The sequence below is a fragment of the Mesorhizobium sp. WSM4821 genome (assembly GCF_055901555.1).
The window spans coordinates 5,109,987-5,127,265 of record NZ_CM148371.1 but is presented as its reverse complement, the minus strand read 5'-3'; the positions used below and the strand labels follow the sequence as shown (position 1 = coordinate 5,127,265).

Sequence of the window (17,279 nt, the reverse complement as noted above, 5' to 3'; positions counted from 1 at the left end):
AGGCTTACTCCGCAGCCAACAAGGGGAAGCGCTTTGCTAACTGCTCCACACTATCAGCAATCGCGTCGGTATTTTGCTCCAGCCCATCAAGAAGCGGCCTAAGACTGTCCATGACCGCCGCGAGATCGGTATTCATGTCCTTGGCGTATCGACCGAGCGTCTCCGCTTGGGCGCCCGTAGCCTCGCTGAGTTGCTGGACAGTTCTTGCCAACGACTCATCCACGCGATCGAACTGGGATTTGTAACCTTCCCAAATGCCAGTAAGCTCGGATATCCGATCGGTTAGGGACTGGGCTAACTCGCTCGCAGCGCTGCTGCCGCGTTCGAAGCTCGACGCAGCGAGTTCGACCGATTGACCCATTTGATCGGCTGCTCCAGTGAATCTTTCGCTGGACTGCAGCAATGGACCGGTGGCGGAACGAATATCTTGGGCTGTTTGGCCAAATGCACCAGCGACCTGTCGGGTCTGTTCAGTGGCACTGCCGATAGCGACTGCTTGCTGCGTCATGGCAGCTTCGCCCGAACGCATCGCCGTCGCGAAACGCTCGATCTCACCAGCGATCCGCTGAAGCGCATCCGCCAGCCCTACCTCCAATGCCTTGGATGCTTCGAGCGACGAGGAGGCAATTCCTGCAACGGCCGCCTGCTGAGCGTCCGCGACTATTTTTCGCGTCTCGCCAACAGAGTCGACACTCGACGTCCGAAAATCACTAAGGCTGGACATGAACGTTCCGAGCTGCCCTTCAAGACGTTCCAGGACGCGCCCCATGGCCTCTTCTATCTTAGAGGAGGCGCCCGAAGCAGCCGAACCCAGCTCTGTGTCAAGTTGCGTGTTCGCTCTTTCGAATGTGGCCCTTAAAGACGCCGTGGCCTCGGCCATTCTATTCGCAAACTCCTCGCCCGTTCCGTGAAGACCTTTTTGAGTAGTTTCGAGCGTAGCCTGCATGCGGGCGAGCGTTTCTCCCAGCTGCTTCAGCTCAGTGCCTGCACTGCCTTGGACAGATGTGGAGAAGCGGTCCAGAAGATCACTGACACCGCTTTCGCTCCGTTGGGACATTGCGCGGATTGCCTCGCTGATACTGTCAGAGAGAGGCGTAATCGCACCTGCGAATGCGCTACCGATCTGGGGAGAGAGCTTCTCCCCCATGCGCCCGAAAAACAGATCACTGTTTATCGCCTTTAGCTGGACAGTCTGTTCTTTCGACATTTCGTTCATTTCAGCGGCGATTGACTGAGGTGCCGTATATCGAAGCTGAAACTCGACCCGCTCGCCAAATCGGGTGAAGCCTCGCTCAATCGAGACGGTAAAGACCTTGAACATGAGCGCCAGTAATATGGAAACACCCAAGCCGGCGATTGACGTCGCGAACTTGAAGGAGGCGATCCGAAGGAGATCAGTCATCGCCTTCATCATGCCTGGCGTATCGTTTAGGACCAGCGAGGCGGTAGTCGCTTCGCTTGCCTTCGATAATGCGAGAACGATCCCCGTAAAGGTGAGCAGGAGACCAACACCGATAAAATACCCGGGAATGCTACCGATGAGTTTCAGGCCCATGAGGCGTTCTCGGACCAAACCGTAGTTCATAAAACTCTGTGGTCTGACCGTATTGCCGATGACCCCTCCGGTTTCCACGTCGTTCTTCAGCAATGTCTCATCGAACTCGCGCCACGCGTGTCCAAGGAGAGGATGAGCCGTCATCTTGGGGTAAATGTCGGCTTCGTATGCTTGTGCAAATGAGTGGCGGTCTTTGTATCGTCGAATGAGGCGGGTTGCCCTGTGCAGCGAGAAGCGAACGGCGATTGCATGCATCATCGCAAACGCGACGATCAACCCAAAGCCAACCGAAAATAGTAACCCAGCCAGGGAGAAAGCGAACCCTTGCTCGCTCAATGCTTCGATGGCTGATTCGGGAAGCTCTTGTCCGACCAGGCCCGGTAGCACCGCGCCGATCCGCGATACCACGAGTTGGATGTCCAACGCGGTAAATTTGTCGATTAGGGCGATCGTTCCGGCTACGCATATCCAAAATAGGACGATGCGAACGAGCCCATGCCAAATAAGCGTCCCCACGGAAGTCCCCCCACTTCATTCTTCCTACACTACGGCGAATATTACCTCTCGCCAATACTGCGGGAGTGTAATCCTCTTCCAAGCCCCGCTTTTGAATCCCAGATCGTTTGTTAGACAACCAAGACTGGGTTCAGAGTGACCCGGAAGAGCTGTTGAAAATATGACGGTGAAGGGCGGGAGGGCCTGAGCCGCGTCAAAAGGATCCCTCAACTTCCCGATCATGCCGTGGTCGTCAGGGGCAGACGTTCATTTTGGTAAACTCGATCGAGGCGCGTCTCTTCACAGACCCCGCGGGCGGGTCTGCAGCTTTCCTAAGCCGTCACTCGAGACTGATAATCGACGCAGGTGCAAAGCTCATCATCTTTTTGAGACCACTGATCATACCCTCGGCATAGCGCGGCGTGCCAATTGCGCCTTTCAGCCAGCATTGGCTCTTGCGCTTCATGTAAGTGAAACCGATGCAACGATTGTTTGCGACACAGGCAAGCCGGCACTGCTGCGCGGTCACATTCCTCCCAAAAGGTTTCCGCGACAGATCTCCACCTGGCAGATCGACGTTTTTGAACACGGCGGTCTTCGGGTCGATCACGCCCATGGAGAATGTGTTCGGGTCTGGATCCGCGCTGCTCAGAAACTGGCCCGAGATAGCAGCCGAGTTGCCATCGGCTTTGCCTGGGCTGGCTTTCAGGAAGCAGTTTGGACCTCTTGCGATATGCGGGTTCACATTGAATGTGAATGCCTTGCATTCACCGTCCATGGAGAGACAGGCGCGCGCGCAATTTGCGGCATCGTCCGTTCGTTGAGAAGTGATGTCGTCGCCAAATAGATCAAGCCCCGCAAAGACAGCCATCCGCGTCGGGCGACGTGTGTATTCCTCGATTGAGGAAAGTTTGGAGAGCGATGAGCCATTGACTGCATCCATCTCCTTTGTCGTTGGAGCTGCCGGTTGGACCGTCGTGGCCGAAGAAGGATCAGACGATCCGGCCGGCCGGCTTATCTCACTCGAGGCGGTATTTGTCTGACTGCCCTGCCTGCGATCGATCCCATAGCGCGCGACCTCATCAGGTGTGAAGACATGCATGTCCTTCGGAGGTGTCTTAAACATCACCGTCAACACCTCGACAGGCGTGTCGAAGCGATTGAGAAGATCAATGATGTCTGAGATTGAGAGCTGAGCGCTGACAAGATCGGTCGAGTCAGACGAAATCTGATGGACACCAAGTTCGCCATCGACCTGGCGTTCCACACCCGCAAGGAAGATATACGCGCATGCCGAATAGCACCCTGCCTTTTTCGGGATGTAGGTCGCGAGCTTCCGCTCATGCACGTCGTCTGCGATCAAAAGAGCGATCTGGACCACACCGCCAGGGCTATTGAGAATAAGCAGCTTGGCGTTGGGTGCGGCCTCGGCCGCGCGGCGGAAGTTGAGCGCCGCCCCTCCATCAATCTCACCATCGAGAGAGATAATATCCGAATGGGCGTCATCGACCGTAAAGGGGCCAAACGACTTCACAGCAGCGTGGGCGGAACACAACTGAACCGCCAACATCCAAGCGACCGGCAGCAACCGGGTCACGCAATACGAAATCGAACTCAGCACTTTTCGCCCCCCATGGCGAGCTTCAATATATGAAACACTCAGCGGGCTAAGTAGCAAGTGCGCGCAATGATGTGTGGTAAATCAGCCGGCTAACACTGCACCCTCGGCCAGGGCCTCGGTCTCATCCAGTCGAGACAATGCCATGATCGAAGATGCTGCCGTGGGGAAAAATCAGTCCGGCGGGCCACTTTCCATCTGGTGCAGCCAGCGAACCGCGTCGTCGAGGCGATCGTCCCCCCAGAACAACTCGCCGTCGACAACGAAAACTCGGGGAGCCGAAGATGCCGAGGGCTTTGGCTTGCTCAGTGGCGTGGACAAGATCGGCTTTCCCTTTGTCGGAATCAGCGAGCCGCAGCACGCGCTCCGCGTCCTGCCCGGCAGCACTAATGCTGGCTGAAAGGTTGGGCTCGCTACCCGCAGGCTCCCCAGCTTCGAACCACCGTCGGTAGCTCTCACGTGCATAGGCCGGGCACCAACCCTCAGCCGCTCCGACGATAGCGACACGATTAGCACGCTCCAGTTCGGCGAGCGGGTATGGTGCAGGCAGCTTCGGCAGTAGACCGTAGAGCGCAGCGCGCCGCTCAACATCACGCCACATATAGGCGGCCTTCACAGGCTTCGTGCCGAAAGGAATGTTGTCCATCTCAATCATGATGGTGCGGACATTGAAGGGCCGCCAGTTGAAGCGCACCCCGGTCGCCGCCTCTACCTGGGCCAGGCGCATCACCGATAAGTAGCTGTAAGTGCTGCCAATGGAAAACCAGAACTCGATCATGGGATGCGTCGTCGCCCCAATCAGATAATGCTCCAACCCCGTCAAATGACCTTACCATATTTCAAGGGTTGGGGGTCGAGTTCCAACGCACATGAACCGTCCGCATGACCGGCCCATTCGGTAGGACAATGCGTAGGGTTGAGGTGCGTTGGTGGTGTATGCACACTGGCCGCCTAGACCATCAGGGCGAAGTCGCCCGACGGCATTGTGCCGAGCTGGTCGGCCCGCCGTCTATCCGTAGCCAAGGGTCTCAAGTCGTGTAGCGACGGGGCAGCCTGCTACCCGCCGAGCCCGCAAGAGTGTGGGACATTGATCGGGATCGATCCTAGCCGTTTGCCATCGTAGCCTTCCGCGACCGTAGCTATCACCGCGGGATTCCAGCCGTAACCGCAGTGGGCGGTGTCCGGGCGCTCCAACAGCCCGAGGTATGTCTGATCGTTTGAGACAATCACGTTGGTAATCTTCATCTCTTCCGGCAGATACGCTTTGGGGAAGAGCCGATAGCTCAATAGGTCATTTGGATCCGTGAAAGCTACAAAGCGGATGGGGCCGGACGGCTCCGCGACAAACGCCTTGTTCTTTCGAACTCGTGCGCTCGCGAACACGTCGAGGAGCGATCCGCTGGCGCGATCCGCCGATCTGTCAGCTGCAAACTTGGCTGTGCCTGGAGAGTAGGTTGCGGCGTTCAGGAGAGGGATCTGGTTTGCCAGCAGGAACACCATCTGGACATCGCCAAGGCGCTGGGCAATCCGCGACTGTTCCGCTGCCGGAGTGGTTTGCCATATCGATACGATCGCGTCAGAGAGTATTTTGCTGCCAAGGCTTTCGGCGACCAGCACAGTCTTCCGCCGCGGCTTGCTGTCGTCGATAACGCACTTGCCCGCGGCTGAAATATTGCCGCCCAGAGCGTCACAAACTTCAGAACGCATCCAAGATCTGGTTGGGTTGCCAGCCGTGCCCGTGTAAATCACGGCGTCGGAGAAACAGTCGTCGATCAGCCCTTTTTTGAGATCCCTGTTCAGGCTGGCACGCTTAAGTTCATCGTTGTGATCAAGCCCAATCGCGATTTTTGCGCCGGCGGCGAGGGGTGACCAAACGAGAAAACGGAGTTCGAGGGCATTCCCTTTCACACTATGGTTAAACGTGACGCGCGCGGCGCGCTCTGGGCCATACACTGTGTTTCGCCTAGACGACCCAATTGGGATTGCCTGTTGGAGAAGGGCATGACGATTATCTGCCCAGTCTTCTTCGTGAGTGCACATCCCATGCACCCATACAACCCGTAGGTCTTGTTGCTTGGCAAAGCTCATTATGCCGCCAAAGCTAGACGCGTTGTTCTGGCCAGGCTCTTCAATCTTCGGTGGGATGTAAGGAGTAGCACACCCGGAAATCAACAGTGCAGCGCCGATGATGAATGCAGAAAATAGCTCGCGCAACGGGCGCTTTAATATTGGTGCCATTTCTCTTCCCCCACTCACTCTTCAGTGAAGCTGAGAACGGGACAAAAAGCGAGTCGTTCAACGTGCCAGAACTATCTCGTGGAAGACGCTTTGGGCCGCGCTCCTGGCAGCGGAATGCGCAGCCCGCTGAGCCTAGCGTTGATTATCGCGCTAAGCCTGGCGTCACATCGGTGCGAGTCGCCATCGATGTGCTTCTCTGGCCTTCAATTCCGAGGCAGCTTGTGAATTTCCAGCCTTACCGGTCCGCCTCTGTCACAACTCGTGCAGAAAAGCGCCCTCTCGACCGTGCTAAACAGCGCATTCTTGCCATAGCGCCGAACAAGCGCGGTTGGCTTTACCTCGGCGTGATGCGAGCAGTTTTTGCACCAGGCACGCAGCTTATGCCACTCGCGCAGGTCGCCAAGGGCGACATCGACGCCCGCGTGCACGCTGCCATCGACGATGGTTTGCGGGTCGGCCTTGGCCTCGCCTGGTGTCAGGATCTTCTCCATCACATGCCTACTGTTGTAGTGGATCAAAAGCATCCCCGGGCGGCGCCGGATTGCGGCCTGCCAGGTGGCCTGGCTGACCATGGAATCGGGGGACCGACAGATCGTCTCGACAAGTTGCTTTTCGTCGCGATCCCAAACTTCAATTCGAAAATTGTCTTCCGCCCTTTTTGCCATCGCTTCGCCGGTCGACGCTTTTCCAGCAGCCGCGCACTTGTCCCCTTTTTCAATCTCCGATACATGACGAATAAGGAACATATTCCTGTTCCGTCAAGGGTGCGCTTGACTCTTTTGTTCTCATTTCGTTCACTGGCGGTATGAGCGAAGAAATTAGGCGTTCCAGGCAAGAGCACATCACGGCACCTGGCATCCAGCACCATTTCTGCGAACAACCAGGCTGCGGCAAGGATGCAGGATGGGGCTTTGCCAAGCCGAAGCAGGCACCACGTTGGTTTTGCTTCGAACACCGTGCCGAGGGCGAACGCTTCCTTTGACAGGAGACCAGCAATGACCCGCTTGAGCATCGCAGAAGAGCTTGAAATTGCTGCCGATCAGATTGCGGATGTTTCGCGAGCTGATCTTCAGGTCATGCTTCGCAGGGCAGCGCTCGTGCTCAGGAACGTCACAGGCATTGTCTTGGAACCGAATGTTGATGAATCACTTGTTGGCCTCGCGGCCGAAATGGGGCCTCAAAATCGGATCTGATCAAGACGATTGTGGGCGATTGGCTCGTGACCAATGCCTATCCGCCGGTCCCCTACGCTCTGGAGGAGGAGAGCAGCGTGGATGGAAATGCATGATCAACCGTCCCAGGCACCCAAGCGAATATGCCGATCGCGCATATCGACTGCCAGGAGGCCATGAAACCCTGCTTCCAGGCGATCGTCGACTGCATGATCGAAGCCGGATGGACGCGTGGAGAGATCATGCGGTCTTTGAAGCTGCTGATCGCCGCGGACAACATGACCGCAAAAAGAAAACGCTAAGGTCGAGGCGCAGCTCGCGATTGCTCGCGCCGTGGAGATTGGAAACATGGCGCTCAAGCGGATGGACAACGTAGGAATCGTCGTCGCAGACCTCGGAGGGACGATTGATTTCTTTCGCGAACTCGGCCTGGAGCTCGAAGGGCGCACCACGATCGAAGGAGAATGGGCCGGACGTGTTACTGGACTGGGCGATCAGCGTGTCGAGATTGCCATGATGCGCACGCCGGACGGCCACAGCCGGCTCGAGCTCTCCCGCTTCCTCAGACCGCCTGTCGTTGCAGATCACCGCAGCGCCCCGGTGAACGCTCTAGGCTACCTCCGCGTCATGTTCGCCGTGGACGACATCGACGAGACGCTTGAAAGGCTCCGCAATCGCGGCGCGCAGCTCGTGGGCGAAGTCGTCCAGTATAAGGACGTGTATCGGCTCTGCTACATCCGCGGGCCTGAAGGGCTTTTGATTGGACTTGCCCAAGAACTCAGCTGAGCGCAATACGAAGACAAACCCGCCTGTTCGAGGTGCATCCCACCACGGTCGGCTCGGTCGCGTTCTCGCTAAGCACGATAGGTCGTCACCCGGGCCGCGTCGCCCGCGAAGGCCGCCGTCTGCGGCCTAAGCTACAAGCGGCGTTCTAGTCTTCATCCCAGAAATCCTGCAGCGATGCGTGCCGAAGATCTTCCTCGCCCTTTAGATGCTTCACGCGGGCTTTGATGCCCTGTTTCACCCACTGCGTTGCCGGTCGCTTCTTCATGCCCTTGGGCGCCGGCCCGGCGTGTTCCTGCACTCGCTTCCAAAGCCGCTCCCGCATCTCGCGATTGACGCTGACGAAGGCACTGCCGACATACTTTCGGGTGCCCGGCTCGCCCATAAGCGCAAATGCGGGCTTGCCTCTCTCGCGCTCGACGCCAAGCAGTTCGAACTCGCTTTCCGTCAGAGCCTTAACCTTGAGCCAGTTCGTCGATCGGCCGCTACGATATTTGCTGTCGCGGCGCTTAGACACCATGCCCTCGAGCCCCGCTTGCTCAATGAGGTGGAAAACTGCCTTAGCCGTTCCCGGCAGCGCTTCGCTGAATTGAATACGGCTGCCAGGTTCGATCAGACTGGCCAGGATCTCACGCCGGTCCTCTAGCGCCATGTCACGAAGATCGTGGCCGCTCAAATGGAGGAGATCGAAGGCGACGAAATAGAGGTCGTGCTGTCGGCGGGTGATCGCCTTCCGCAATTCTGAAAAATCCGACAGGCCAGCCTCGTTAAGGACAATGATCTCGCCGTCGATGATCGCGCTTTCGATATTCAGGGCCTTGGCGGCCTCAACCAGGTCACGGTATTTCTTCGTCCAGTCGAGCCCGTTGCGGGTAAAGATGCGCACGCCGCCGGCATCGATGACAATCTCCGAGCGATACCCATCGAACTTGACCTCGTGAATCCAGTTGTCCCCTTGGGGCGGCTTCTCCACCAAGGTCGGCAGCAACGGATCGATGAACTCCAGCCGGTCTGTGCCAGCACCAGCCCGCCTACGCATGGAACCTAGTCTAGGTCACAGGCGTATATTAGCCATAGTGAACATAACGAGATCTAAAGGACATGCGATATGGCAGACGACAAAAGCAAACGCGACTTCCGCGACCGCAACAAGGTATCGGCGGACGATGATTATGAGGTGAACTTTTTCGCTCTGCAGAACAACATCACGCCGGAGCAGGTGCGCGAGCTGATCCGCAAGCACGGCAGCGATCGGGCAATCCTGACTGAGGCCGCGAAGGCATTGCCGGCAATATGATGACCAAACTCTCCGACCTGGGGCCGCCGATCACCGGCACGCGACACGGCGAACCCGTGAAGCATGAGGGGGAACATTTCTATTCCTGCCCAACCTGCGGCCAGGCAGTCGATCGGCGCGATCTTCGACAGGTCATTTGGCACGAACAACCTGGTCACACTCGACTGGAGTTCGATTCATGAGAGCCGAGGCGGAAGAGGTCGGGTTGCGGTGCCGGCCGCCTACCGTCCCAGCGGCTGTCTGGAAGCCGAAATAAGTTCCTCCTCGTCCACCATCCCGGCCATGTAGTTGGCAATAATTCGGGACGCGAGCGTATTAGGTTGATGCGCAGATTGGCCGTCAACCTTCAACCGATCGAACACGCGGCCCAGTATCGCCAGGTCGGATGGATCGAAAACACCAGCCTCCTCGGCTCTTCGAAGAACCTGAATGCCGGGGCAGTAATTCAGCGCCGGCGGATGGCCGGCCCGGGAACTCTTCAAGCGCGGCGGCAATGTTGCAAAAAGCCCGCCGCACCTTTCGGCTCGGCGGGCGATCAGTCATTCACCAAGCAGGGTGTGGGCGGGGATCGGGTGTGCCCGGTGCACGGATCGTCGAAAATCATACGCGCGTCGGCGGTGCCGCGTCTACCAACCGGCAGTTGGCACGACTTCCTGCCTATGTTTCACGGACATTCCGTCAGTCCGGGTCGTCGCCGGGCGCAACTTGCCGATACCGGAAGTGATTGCGGATATGTTCGTTGAAATAGCGACCCTTGGCAAAGGCAGCTTTGAACGCAGCGAAGGTCTCCGGCGGCACGTCCTCAAACTCGTATCGTTTGCCGCTGGCGACGAACCACACCGAGAGGACTTTGCGCTCTGGATCGTATTCCAATTTGCGTATCGAGGTAGACGGCAAGAAGAGATCCGATACAAACGCCCAAAGACCTGGCGAAGACCACGGCTGGATTCCAGATCCCACCCGGTCTTGAGCAGACACCTAGGGGGACGATATCTGCTCGTGGATGAAGATTAGCGACCGATAAAGGTTCCGTTGCCGCCGGCAAAATTCACGGCCAGCGGATCCGCTTCAATGGCATTGATGCGCCCGAGTCTTCCCAACAATGCGACGACGCAAGGGGCTTCCGATATCAATGCGGCGCGAAGTCAGCAGCGGCTCTTGATCGGTTTCTTTCGGAATCCCGCTCGGTGCGCTGCGAGTTCGTCAGTTGGGATAGCTATCGCCGTTACGTCGGCAATTGCTCGCGAGGCGACGGAATCAATATCGCAGGCTGGTTGGTCGAGAACGGGAACGCCCTCGATTGGCCGAAATATAGCGGCGGCGCCTATGCAGGTCAGCAGGCGCTCGCCAAGGCAGCGGCGCGCGGAATCTGGTCGGGATCGTTCCAGGTGCCGTGGGAGTGGCGCGCCGAGCACCGCGACAACGGGCAGTCCACCGGCGCGCCGCTTTTCGCGTTGGGCAACATCGGGTGCAAGATCAAAGGCAACATTTCAGCCGAAGGCGAGCGCATCTATCACATGCCAGGACAGAAATTCTACGACGTGAGCCGAATCTCGGAATCAAAAGGCGAACGGTGGTTTTGCTCAGAAGCAGATGCCCGTTCTGCGGGGTGGCGACGATCGAAGCGATAGGAATCTGGGGCAGGGAGGCCGCTTTTGCGTAAGTGTGGGCGATATACCAAGGCGCGAGGCGTGGGGGAACAATGAAGCAATTAGTGATTAGCCTGGTTACGGCTCTGTCAGTGTTGTCCGTGAATAGCTCACCGTTACGCGTGGAACACGCGAAGGAACCGCCGAGCGTTGTTTCGAGCGCGGGGACTCAATTCTCACGAATGACGACCCGGCCGACGGTGCTCGCGCAGAGTTGGTCTTGCCAGCCGCGGTTAACGTGTTCTCGAATCAGCTCTTGCGGTGAGGCACGGTGGTATCTTGAGAATTGCTCTTGGGGCGGCAAGCTCGATCGGGACGGCGACGGGATACCATGTGAATCGTTGTGCTGATCAGTAGTGGAAGCGCTATGAGTTAATGTCGTCAGGGGAGATTTTTGAAAGGGCCATCTTTCTTGAAGGCTACGTTAAGGGGTTGACCGGAAAGGATGCTCCGGCCGCCCTAGACGCACCGGCAATCGAGGCCTGCCGGCGAAGACTTGCCTCGCTTCGGGAGAGCTATAGAGTGATGGCCAAAATCACCTTAGCGAATTGGGGGGGGTAACGTGGCAACGTGGGTGTGGGTAGTGCTGATATTAGTCGGCGCAGTTCTACTCGGTGGATATCTAGAATAGCGGCGACTTACTTTATATCAGCAGAATTCTCCGGCCTTGCGCTATTGAAGAAAGAACTCCGAGACAACGGCGTCGGTGTAAAAAGGATACCCGACGCTGCCCTCCAGGAAATTGTCGCCAACAAAATCAGAGGGGCGAAAGGCTTGGCAATTGCTGCGAATTACGCGAGCAACATGCCCAACGACACAAACTGGCGCGCAAATCTGGTGCGGCATTTACAGGATGAAGCGAACATAATCCGATCGATCTTGGCCGATGGCCCCGAACGAAAAGGGCACTTCGACTCGACGCCGATCTTACTAAAATACGGAGTGATCAAGTCCGATTAGAAAAGGAAACCGGGCGGGCAGATATCATCCTGCCCGCCCGTTCCCTTGCGGGTATAGCGCCAACCGACGAAAGTCGCGGCTCTGTGGTCGCCTGTCTCGCGACACCTCGATTCGCTGGTGTGACAACCATCCCATCAGATGGTTGTCGCGGTGTATCTGGCAAGCGCGCCGGCTGATGGCCATGGCTTGCGAACCCCGATCCTATAGACAAACGTCGATTTCCTGTGCATCGCCCGACCTACCGGAAGCCCGCCGCTCACCCCGGCGGGCTTCGTTTGCGCTCGCCATAGAGCAGTTATCGCCGGCTCTTGTAATATGGTGCGACCCGCGTTCCGTTGGCTTTCGTGTAGCCGCTGACGGGTATGGTTCTACGATTTCCCGTCACCTTGCTAATGGCACCGTAGCCGGTTGCCGCGCCATGGCTCTTCTCGACTAGCCGCTGTTGTGCGAGCAGCCCGGCCTCGCCTTCCCAAAACAGTGGACCATCGATCCGCTCATTCGTCCTTTCACCGTAGTAGATGATGGACGGCCATTTTTCTTCGCCACTTGCTGAAGCCAGGCTACACGTCCAAAAGAGGGCGGAAAGTAATAGAACGGCCCGGTGCATGCAAAATCTCCGCGATGCGAAGTCAGAGCGTATCATGTGGTCCGAAATTGGTGGGTTGCATCGGGCGACGCGGTTAAGGAAAGCTTGCGCGTGTGTAAGCCTCGCGCCTTTCGCAGATAGGCGAGCCGCGTGGCGCTAATGCCCTTGGTTAGCCCTTAGCTCGCTCTTAAGCTGTATTTAGCCAAGCAGTTCACAGTCCGAGCCTCTCACGTATCCAGAGACATAAGGCTTGTCCTTCTCAAAATGAGCCACGTGAAAGTATGTCTCTCCGTCCAATCCACCCAAAACAGCGACAACCATGTATTTCGTCTCAGCATCGGTTGACATTAATATAATAGACTCAGCGTCAGCTTTTTTGTATATGTTTGAGCCACCGTTTATTTTGACAGACATCATTCTCCCAAGGTAATCCTCATAAAATTTTGCAGAACTAAAGTGATTTTTCTTCCTAACTATGAGTGAAACGGCCTTATCAAGGCAATACTCAGCATCCTGCTTAGTGGCAGTTAGTCTATTTCCATCAAATTTTGTGAGCCAATTGTTGCTTCCTTTAGTGCGATAGACCGGTGGGGTTAACCGCCACAAGTTCCAAAAATCTTGCGTCCTTATTCCCCATTCTAACAAGTCAAGGCGGATCTTTTCGTGATCCAATTGAATGTATTCAAACGGATCGTTAACGTTGTCAGAAATCCATTGTTTATTCTTCGTGTGATAGGGCGCCTTCAAACCACCTTTTCCCAAAAAAGAAAAAGGGTTCTTGTCCAAATCGTCATTTTTCCACCCCTCAACAACGTAATCAAGCTCAATCTCTAAAAACAAGGCCATTCTTATGTAACGCAACGACTCGAAATAATCTCCTACTCCCATAGAGTCGTTTGCGCTTTTAATTAACTGTTTTGTCTCGCCATCAGGCAAGAATTCGTGAACAAGAACGTTCTGTAGTCCGAAACCTACAATCTGACGGAGAATTTCGTCGGCAGCCATCCTGGCTGTATTCACATAGTTTATAACTGTAGCAGGCTCGGATAGCTGTCCATAATGTTTAACAATAACTCGCTCCTTATTTAGCGCTTTCAGCGTCCCGGTTTTAGGAACTTTTATGTTGTTTTTCCTAAGCTCTGCAATCAATCCGTCGAAGTCGAGCTTTTCTATCGCAACATTGTCGTCAGCACCAATCTCGGTAAGACCGGCATACATGATGAGTTCGATGGCATCCTGTAGGATTACCAGCGCAGCCGACGAAGCGTGTTTTTCTTCTCCGACCGAAAGATCATTCACCTGATCAAACAACGTCCGGGCGACTATAAGTGTGTGGAGGGTCTCTGGTTTCATGGTGTCGGAGAATTGCAGCATTGTCGCCGAGTCGCAATCATGCCGGTTCTATGCCCCGGAAAGTGTTCCGTTGCGGTTCTTGCTATCTCGATAAATTCTTGATTTTATTGAGAAAAAGAGGGCGGCTGGGAATTCTGGACATTACATTAATCCAGTGAGTCGGACGCCACGAATGAGTTTGTGGCTAGAGACATCGTGCAGGGCTGGATTAGAGCCGATATGCGGGAAGACACATAAGGGCATCAGATTATTGCGGCGCCCGACCCGCCGAACAGATCGACAACGCCCTCAACGCCTTTCGCTGAAACGGTGGCGTTAGTCAGTGTCGCCGCCAGAGTCGTCGCCAGTATCGTCTTCGTCGGCCTTGGCCTCCGCACAGTAACTGCTCCGCATCGAATTGTATGTGCGGATGAGCCCTATCGTTCTGATGGCACTCTGCTGCTCGCCGCAGGCTATTTCGGTTTCATAAGCCTCTGTCAACACCGCTACCGCCGAAGTCATATCTTCGCACGATTCTACCGGATCGCTGCTGGAAAACGCGTTGTTGAAGTAGAGGCCTGCGATATCCGACAGCTCTCTAGTTCTCCTCATCACAGAGAGAGGATCGGTATAGTTGCAGGACGCCTGGGTAAACGCTGGATCGTTTAAGGCCAGGATAGCAACGACAGAGCCTGCCAGCCTTGTTAACATCCGGCGTCTACCTTGCACTCCGAGTATTCAAGGGAGACATGGCCCCTGCAGTCGACAAGACGATTCAATTTGCAGCCATCTATGCCCTGCTTTCTCTCGGCTCTACACGCCGAAAGTTTTTGCTTGTTGCAACTGGCGTTGTCCTCCGGTGCTAGTGCCCTTCCACTGCCGCCGGAGCCGCCACTACCTTCGCGAACGGCAACAGCGGGAGTGTCAGCCAAGGCCACGTCACCGAATACCAGGAACATAACGGCGAATGTTGTCCAGAACTTCATCGCTGAAAGCTCCTCCCACAATCAAACTGTATCATGTCTCTGGCAGTTAGACCACGAACTACGGCAGAAATAACTGCATGCGCGAAGTCACTGATATGGCACCCGCGCCGCAGAGCACAAAACAGTATTGGCCGGGGGAACGCGGCCCGCTCCTAAACTCGGCGGTCCGGCCGACATCTCCGGGTCGGCCCATGAGAGTGTATCTGCCAAGGCTTGCAGACACCTTGCAAAGTCCGACTTCATCTTATCTGATCGGACCCGCTCCCCAGACTGAGTCACGTCCTGGACATCAAGCTCAAGCTTGAGCTGAATGTCGGTGTCCCGTTTTTGCTGTTGAAGGCGACTGTCAATTCATTGCTGGTCAGGCCATCGACGACTATTTGGAAAGTGGGAGAGAATTCGAATATCGAAAACAGTGCACCTGGGGTGTCCGACTGAGACGCGCGCTGTAAAGTCGAGAGGTTGGTTTTCAAGTCCTTGTCAATCAGGTAAGCCCGAGATGGTGGAGAGGGCCGGAGGCCAAGAGTCGGGTCACTGGGATCGATTTCAAGGACCACCACCTTGACGTTTGCTCCGACCGTTTCACCTGCTCGAAGAAAGCCAACGTTGCCCGACACTTTGATGTAGCCGCCTTGTCGATAACTCCAATCTTGCGCGATCGCGTCGAAGGCTAACGTGCAGCCAGAAAGCTTTCCGCCGTTCATGTATGGCTCTAGTTAACGTCGAGCGTTCCGGCCATTTTAGCAAGCATCTGCTCGACGGCCGTGTCCGCCCGGACTGGGCCACTGAGGGCAAACAACAGCGGCGTAGCCGTAATTAGTGAAAAGCAAGCGCAGGTCCGCGCGCGAACCGCCTGTTGGCCGGGGGTGATGGTATCGTATAGATTGCGCATCTACGGCAATGTGCCTTAATCCCGGCGGCAAAGCTATATGACAGTTCTAAGGGAGGCCCGCCCGGCCAGCGGGCTACGTCTCGCTTTAAAAGTGCACCGTCTGGCGTTAATTCATATATCGCGTCCGATTCATCGATTCCCCAAGTTCCGAGATATTCGCCTTCCTGAGTGACGACAGCGCCGTCCTCACGCAGGTTTATTGACCATCGAAGATCCATGCCGCCTGCCGGTCCGAGTGATGCGGATAGAACACCATGTGGATCATCCGCTTGTCTGTAACACTTAGCAGTTTCTAATGTTTGCTAAGTGTTTGAAATATAACTAAAAAAGAGGTATGGCTGGGGAACCTGGATTCGAACCAGGACTAACGGAGTCAGAGTCCGTGGGTCTACCGTTAACCTATTCCCCAGCAGGCGTGGTTGAAGAACCACGCAGGCTTGTGGCCAAGTCGCTGTAAGGGCTGCCTTGTAGCCGCCGCCGGAAAATAGTCAAGCCTGCTGGCCTTTCAATCGCCGCGTTTTAATCGCGGCGTCCGGTCGCCACGTCTTTCGCGCCCTCAATCCCCATCCCGCCCGAGCTGCGAGTGCTCGAAGTACAGCACCACGCCGAGCGCTATCAGCAGCGGGATGATCAGGTAGAACAGCCGGAACACCAGCAGTGCCGCCAGCACGCCGACCGGGTCCATATGCGACAGGCCGGCGAGGAAGACGACCTCGAGCACGCCGAGCCCGCCCGGTGCATGCGAGATCTGCGCGACCGAGAACGACACCAGGAAGACGCCGAGCACGACGAAATAGCCGGGATTACCAGCCGCGGGCAGGGCGAAGAAGATGATCGCCGCCGCCGCCAGGAGCTCGACCGGGCCGATCAGCAACTGCCGTGCGACGATCGGCAGCGCCGGATAATGGACCTGGAAGCTGCCGATCTTCAGCGGCCTGAGATGGAGCCAGCTGCCGAAGACATAGGCCGCCACCACGAGCAGCATGGCGAGGCCCGCGGCTATGGCCAGGCCATGGTGCGGTACGCCGGAAAAGCGGTCGATAATCTCCGGCTCGAAGACCAGCACGAGGCCGGAGACGAGGATCGTCGACAGCACGAAGGTAATCCAGCAGATCGCCACCAGGATGCCGACATCCTGCCCGGTCAGCCCCTTTGTGCCGTAAGCGCGGTAGCGGATCACCGCGCCTGAAAATACCGAGCCGCCGATATTGTGCGACAGCGCGTAGGTGGTGAAGGAGCACAGGGTGACGAACAGCCAAGAGACCTTCTTGCCGATATGCAGGAGCGCGATGTGGTCGTAGCCGGCCAGCGACGCATAGGCGACGACCGAGCTCAGCGCGGCGAGCAGCCAGCCGCGGGCAGGGATGGCGACGATGCCGTCCCAGACGTCGTCGAGCGAAATGCCGCGCAACTCATGCAGCAGCAGCCACAGCGAGAAGACGACCGCCGCAATGCCGACGACCGGCCAGAAATAGCGCCTCCAGTTCATCATGTAACGATCATGCGTTGCAGCCCGTTGCCCATTTCGGTTCGCTTCAGGAGAACTGTGCGCGATTCCGGATGTTCCATCCCTTCATTTCAGAAATGCCTTATCGAAGCCGGCTATTCAACCGCGAAGGCGTGCTGCGGGAAGAAGGACGCTTGGCGATCCTTCGCGCCCCCCTCTGTCCTGCCGGACATCTCCCCCACTTGGGGGAGATCGGACGTGACGTCGGC

The 17,279-nt window shown here is 56.6% G+C and carries 19 protein-coding genes and 1 tRNA gene; 7 read left to right on the top strand and 13 right to left on the bottom strand.

Annotated features, from left to right (window positions below):
- Nucleotides 1-4: 4 nt before the first annotated feature.
- From zorA to AC0NID_RS25065, 5 genes are all read right to left on the bottom strand, one after another.
- Nucleotides 5-2,071 (bottom strand): anti-phage ZorAB system protein ZorA, encoded by a 2,067-nt coding sequence (gene zorA / locus AC0NID_RS25085; protein WP_473452886.1) that lies wholly within the window; start codon nt 2,069-2,071, stop codon nt 5-7.
- A 319-nt stretch (nt 2,072-2,390) separates the two neighbouring features.
- Nucleotides 2,391-3,671, bottom strand: coding sequence for a PAN domain-containing protein (locus AC0NID_RS25080; RefSeq protein ID WP_473452887.1), 1,281 nt, complete (start codon nt 3,669-3,671; stop codon nt 2,391-2,393).
- Nucleotides 3,672-3,792: 121 nt separating this feature from the next.
- The gene (locus tag AC0NID_RS25075) at nt 3,793-4,446 is read right to left on the bottom strand and encodes a DsbA family protein (RefSeq protein WP_473452888.1); all 654 of its coding nucleotides are present in this window, start codon (nt 4,444-4,446) and stop codon (nt 3,793-3,795) included.
- 278 nt (nt 4,447-4,724) lie between these two features.
- A complete protein-coding gene (locus AC0NID_RS25070) occupies nt 4,725-5,906 on the bottom strand; it encodes a hypothetical protein (RefSeq protein WP_473452889.1) in 1,182 nt (393 codons plus the stop codon).
- Nucleotides 5,907-6,109: 203 nt separating this feature from the next.
- Nucleotides 6,110-6,652 (bottom strand): hypothetical protein, encoded by a 543-nt coding sequence (locus AC0NID_RS25065; protein ID WP_473452890.1) that lies wholly within the window; start codon nt 6,650-6,652, stop codon nt 6,110-6,112.
- A gap of 249 nt (nt 6,653-6,901) precedes the next feature.
- On the opposite strand from AC0NID_RS25065, the gene AC0NID_RS25060 reads away from it, so the two are divergent.
- From AC0NID_RS25060 to AC0NID_RS25050, 3 genes are all read left to right on the top strand, one after another.
- The gene (locus AC0NID_RS25060; RefSeq protein ID WP_473452891.1) at nt 6,902-7,099 is read left to right on the top strand and encodes a hypothetical protein; all 198 of its coding nucleotides are present in this window, start codon (nt 6,902-6,904) and stop codon (nt 7,097-7,099) included.
- Between the two features lie 155 nt (nt 7,100-7,254).
- Entirely contained in the window at nt 7,255-7,380 is a 126-nt protein-coding gene (locus AC0NID_RS25055) for a hypothetical protein (RefSeq protein ID WP_473452892.1), read from the top strand.
- Between the two features lie 46 nt (nt 7,381-7,426).
- Nucleotides 7,427-7,864 (top strand): VOC family protein, encoded by a 438-nt coding sequence (locus AC0NID_RS25050; RefSeq protein ID WP_473452893.1) that lies wholly within the window; start codon nt 7,427-7,429, stop codon nt 7,862-7,864.
- 145 nt (nt 7,865-8,009) lie between these two features.
- On the opposite strand, the gene AC0NID_RS25045 is transcribed toward AC0NID_RS25050, so the two are convergent.
- Entirely contained in the window at nt 8,010-8,900 is an 891-nt protein-coding gene (locus AC0NID_RS25045) for an ATP-dependent DNA ligase (RefSeq protein ID WP_473452894.1), read from the bottom strand.
- Between the two features lie 69 nt (nt 8,901-8,969).
- On the opposite strand from AC0NID_RS25045, the gene AC0NID_RS25040 reads away from it, so the two are divergent.
- Nucleotides 8,970-9,158, top strand: coding sequence for a DUF3606 domain-containing protein (locus AC0NID_RS25040; protein WP_473452895.1), 189 nt, complete (start codon nt 8,970-8,972; stop codon nt 9,156-9,158).
- A gap of 678 nt (nt 9,159-9,836) precedes the next feature.
- On the opposite strand, the gene AC0NID_RS25035 is transcribed toward AC0NID_RS25040, so the two are convergent.
- The gene (locus tag AC0NID_RS25035) at nt 9,837-10,055 is read right to left on the bottom strand and encodes a KTSC domain-containing protein (protein WP_473452897.1); all 219 of its coding nucleotides are present in this window, start codon (nt 10,053-10,055) and stop codon (nt 9,837-9,839) included.
- Between the two features lie 149 nt (nt 10,056-10,204).
- Between AC0NID_RS25035 and AC0NID_RS25030 the strand changes: the two genes are divergently transcribed.
- From AC0NID_RS25030 to AC0NID_RS25020, 3 genes are all read left to right on the top strand, one after another.
- Nucleotides 10,205-10,789: a thermonuclease family protein gene (locus AC0NID_RS25030; protein WP_474033481.1), complete on the top strand. Its 585-nt coding sequence runs from the start codon at nt 10,205-10,207 to the stop codon at nt 10,787-10,789.
- Nucleotides 10,790-10,860: 71 nt separating this feature from the next.
- On the top strand, nt 10,861-11,157 hold the full coding sequence (locus AC0NID_RS25025) for an excalibur calcium-binding domain-containing protein (RefSeq protein ID WP_474033334.1): 297 nt from the start codon (nt 10,861-10,863) through the stop codon (nt 11,155-11,157).
- A gap of 325 nt (nt 11,158-11,482) precedes the next feature.
- Complete coding sequence (locus AC0NID_RS25020) at nt 11,483-11,767, top strand: hypothetical protein (RefSeq protein ID WP_473452898.1); 285 nt, start codon at nt 11,483-11,485, stop codon at nt 11,765-11,767.
- 295 nt (nt 11,768-12,062) lie between these two features.
- Here the strand turns inward: AC0NID_RS25020 and AC0NID_RS25015 are convergent, their stop codons facing one another.
- From AC0NID_RS25015 to AC0NID_RS24990, 6 genes are all read right to left on the bottom strand, one after another.
- On the bottom strand, nt 12,063-12,374 hold the full coding sequence (locus AC0NID_RS25015; protein WP_473452899.1) for a hypothetical protein: 312 nt from the start codon (nt 12,372-12,374) through the stop codon (nt 12,063-12,065).
- A 177-nt stretch (nt 12,375-12,551) separates the two neighbouring features.
- Nucleotides 12,552-13,727, bottom strand: coding sequence for a hypothetical protein (locus tag AC0NID_RS25010; protein ID WP_473522243.1), 1,176 nt, complete (start codon nt 13,725-13,727; stop codon nt 12,552-12,554).
- A 294-nt stretch (nt 13,728-14,021) separates the two neighbouring features.
- Nucleotides 14,022-14,396 carry a hypothetical protein gene (locus tag AC0NID_RS25005; RefSeq protein WP_473452902.1) on the bottom strand — a complete coding sequence of 125 codons (375 nt, stop codon included), beginning with the start codon at nt 14,394-14,396 and terminating at the stop codon, nt 14,022-14,024.
- Nucleotides 14,397-14,946: 550 nt separating this feature from the next.
- The gene (locus tag AC0NID_RS25000; RefSeq protein ID WP_473452903.1) at nt 14,947-15,375 is read right to left on the bottom strand and encodes a hypothetical protein; all 429 of its coding nucleotides are present in this window, start codon (nt 15,373-15,375) and stop codon (nt 14,947-14,949) included.
- A gap of 523 nt (nt 15,376-15,898) precedes the next feature.
- A tRNA-Gln gene (locus tag AC0NID_RS24995) sits at nt 15,899-15,972 on the bottom strand.
- A 147-nt stretch (nt 15,973-16,119) separates the two neighbouring features.
- Complete coding sequence (locus AC0NID_RS24990; RefSeq protein WP_473453311.1) at nt 16,120-17,052, bottom strand: lysylphosphatidylglycerol synthase domain-containing protein; 933 nt, start codon at nt 17,050-17,052, stop codon at nt 16,120-16,122.
- Between the last annotated feature and the right edge of the window lie 227 nt (nt 17,053-17,279).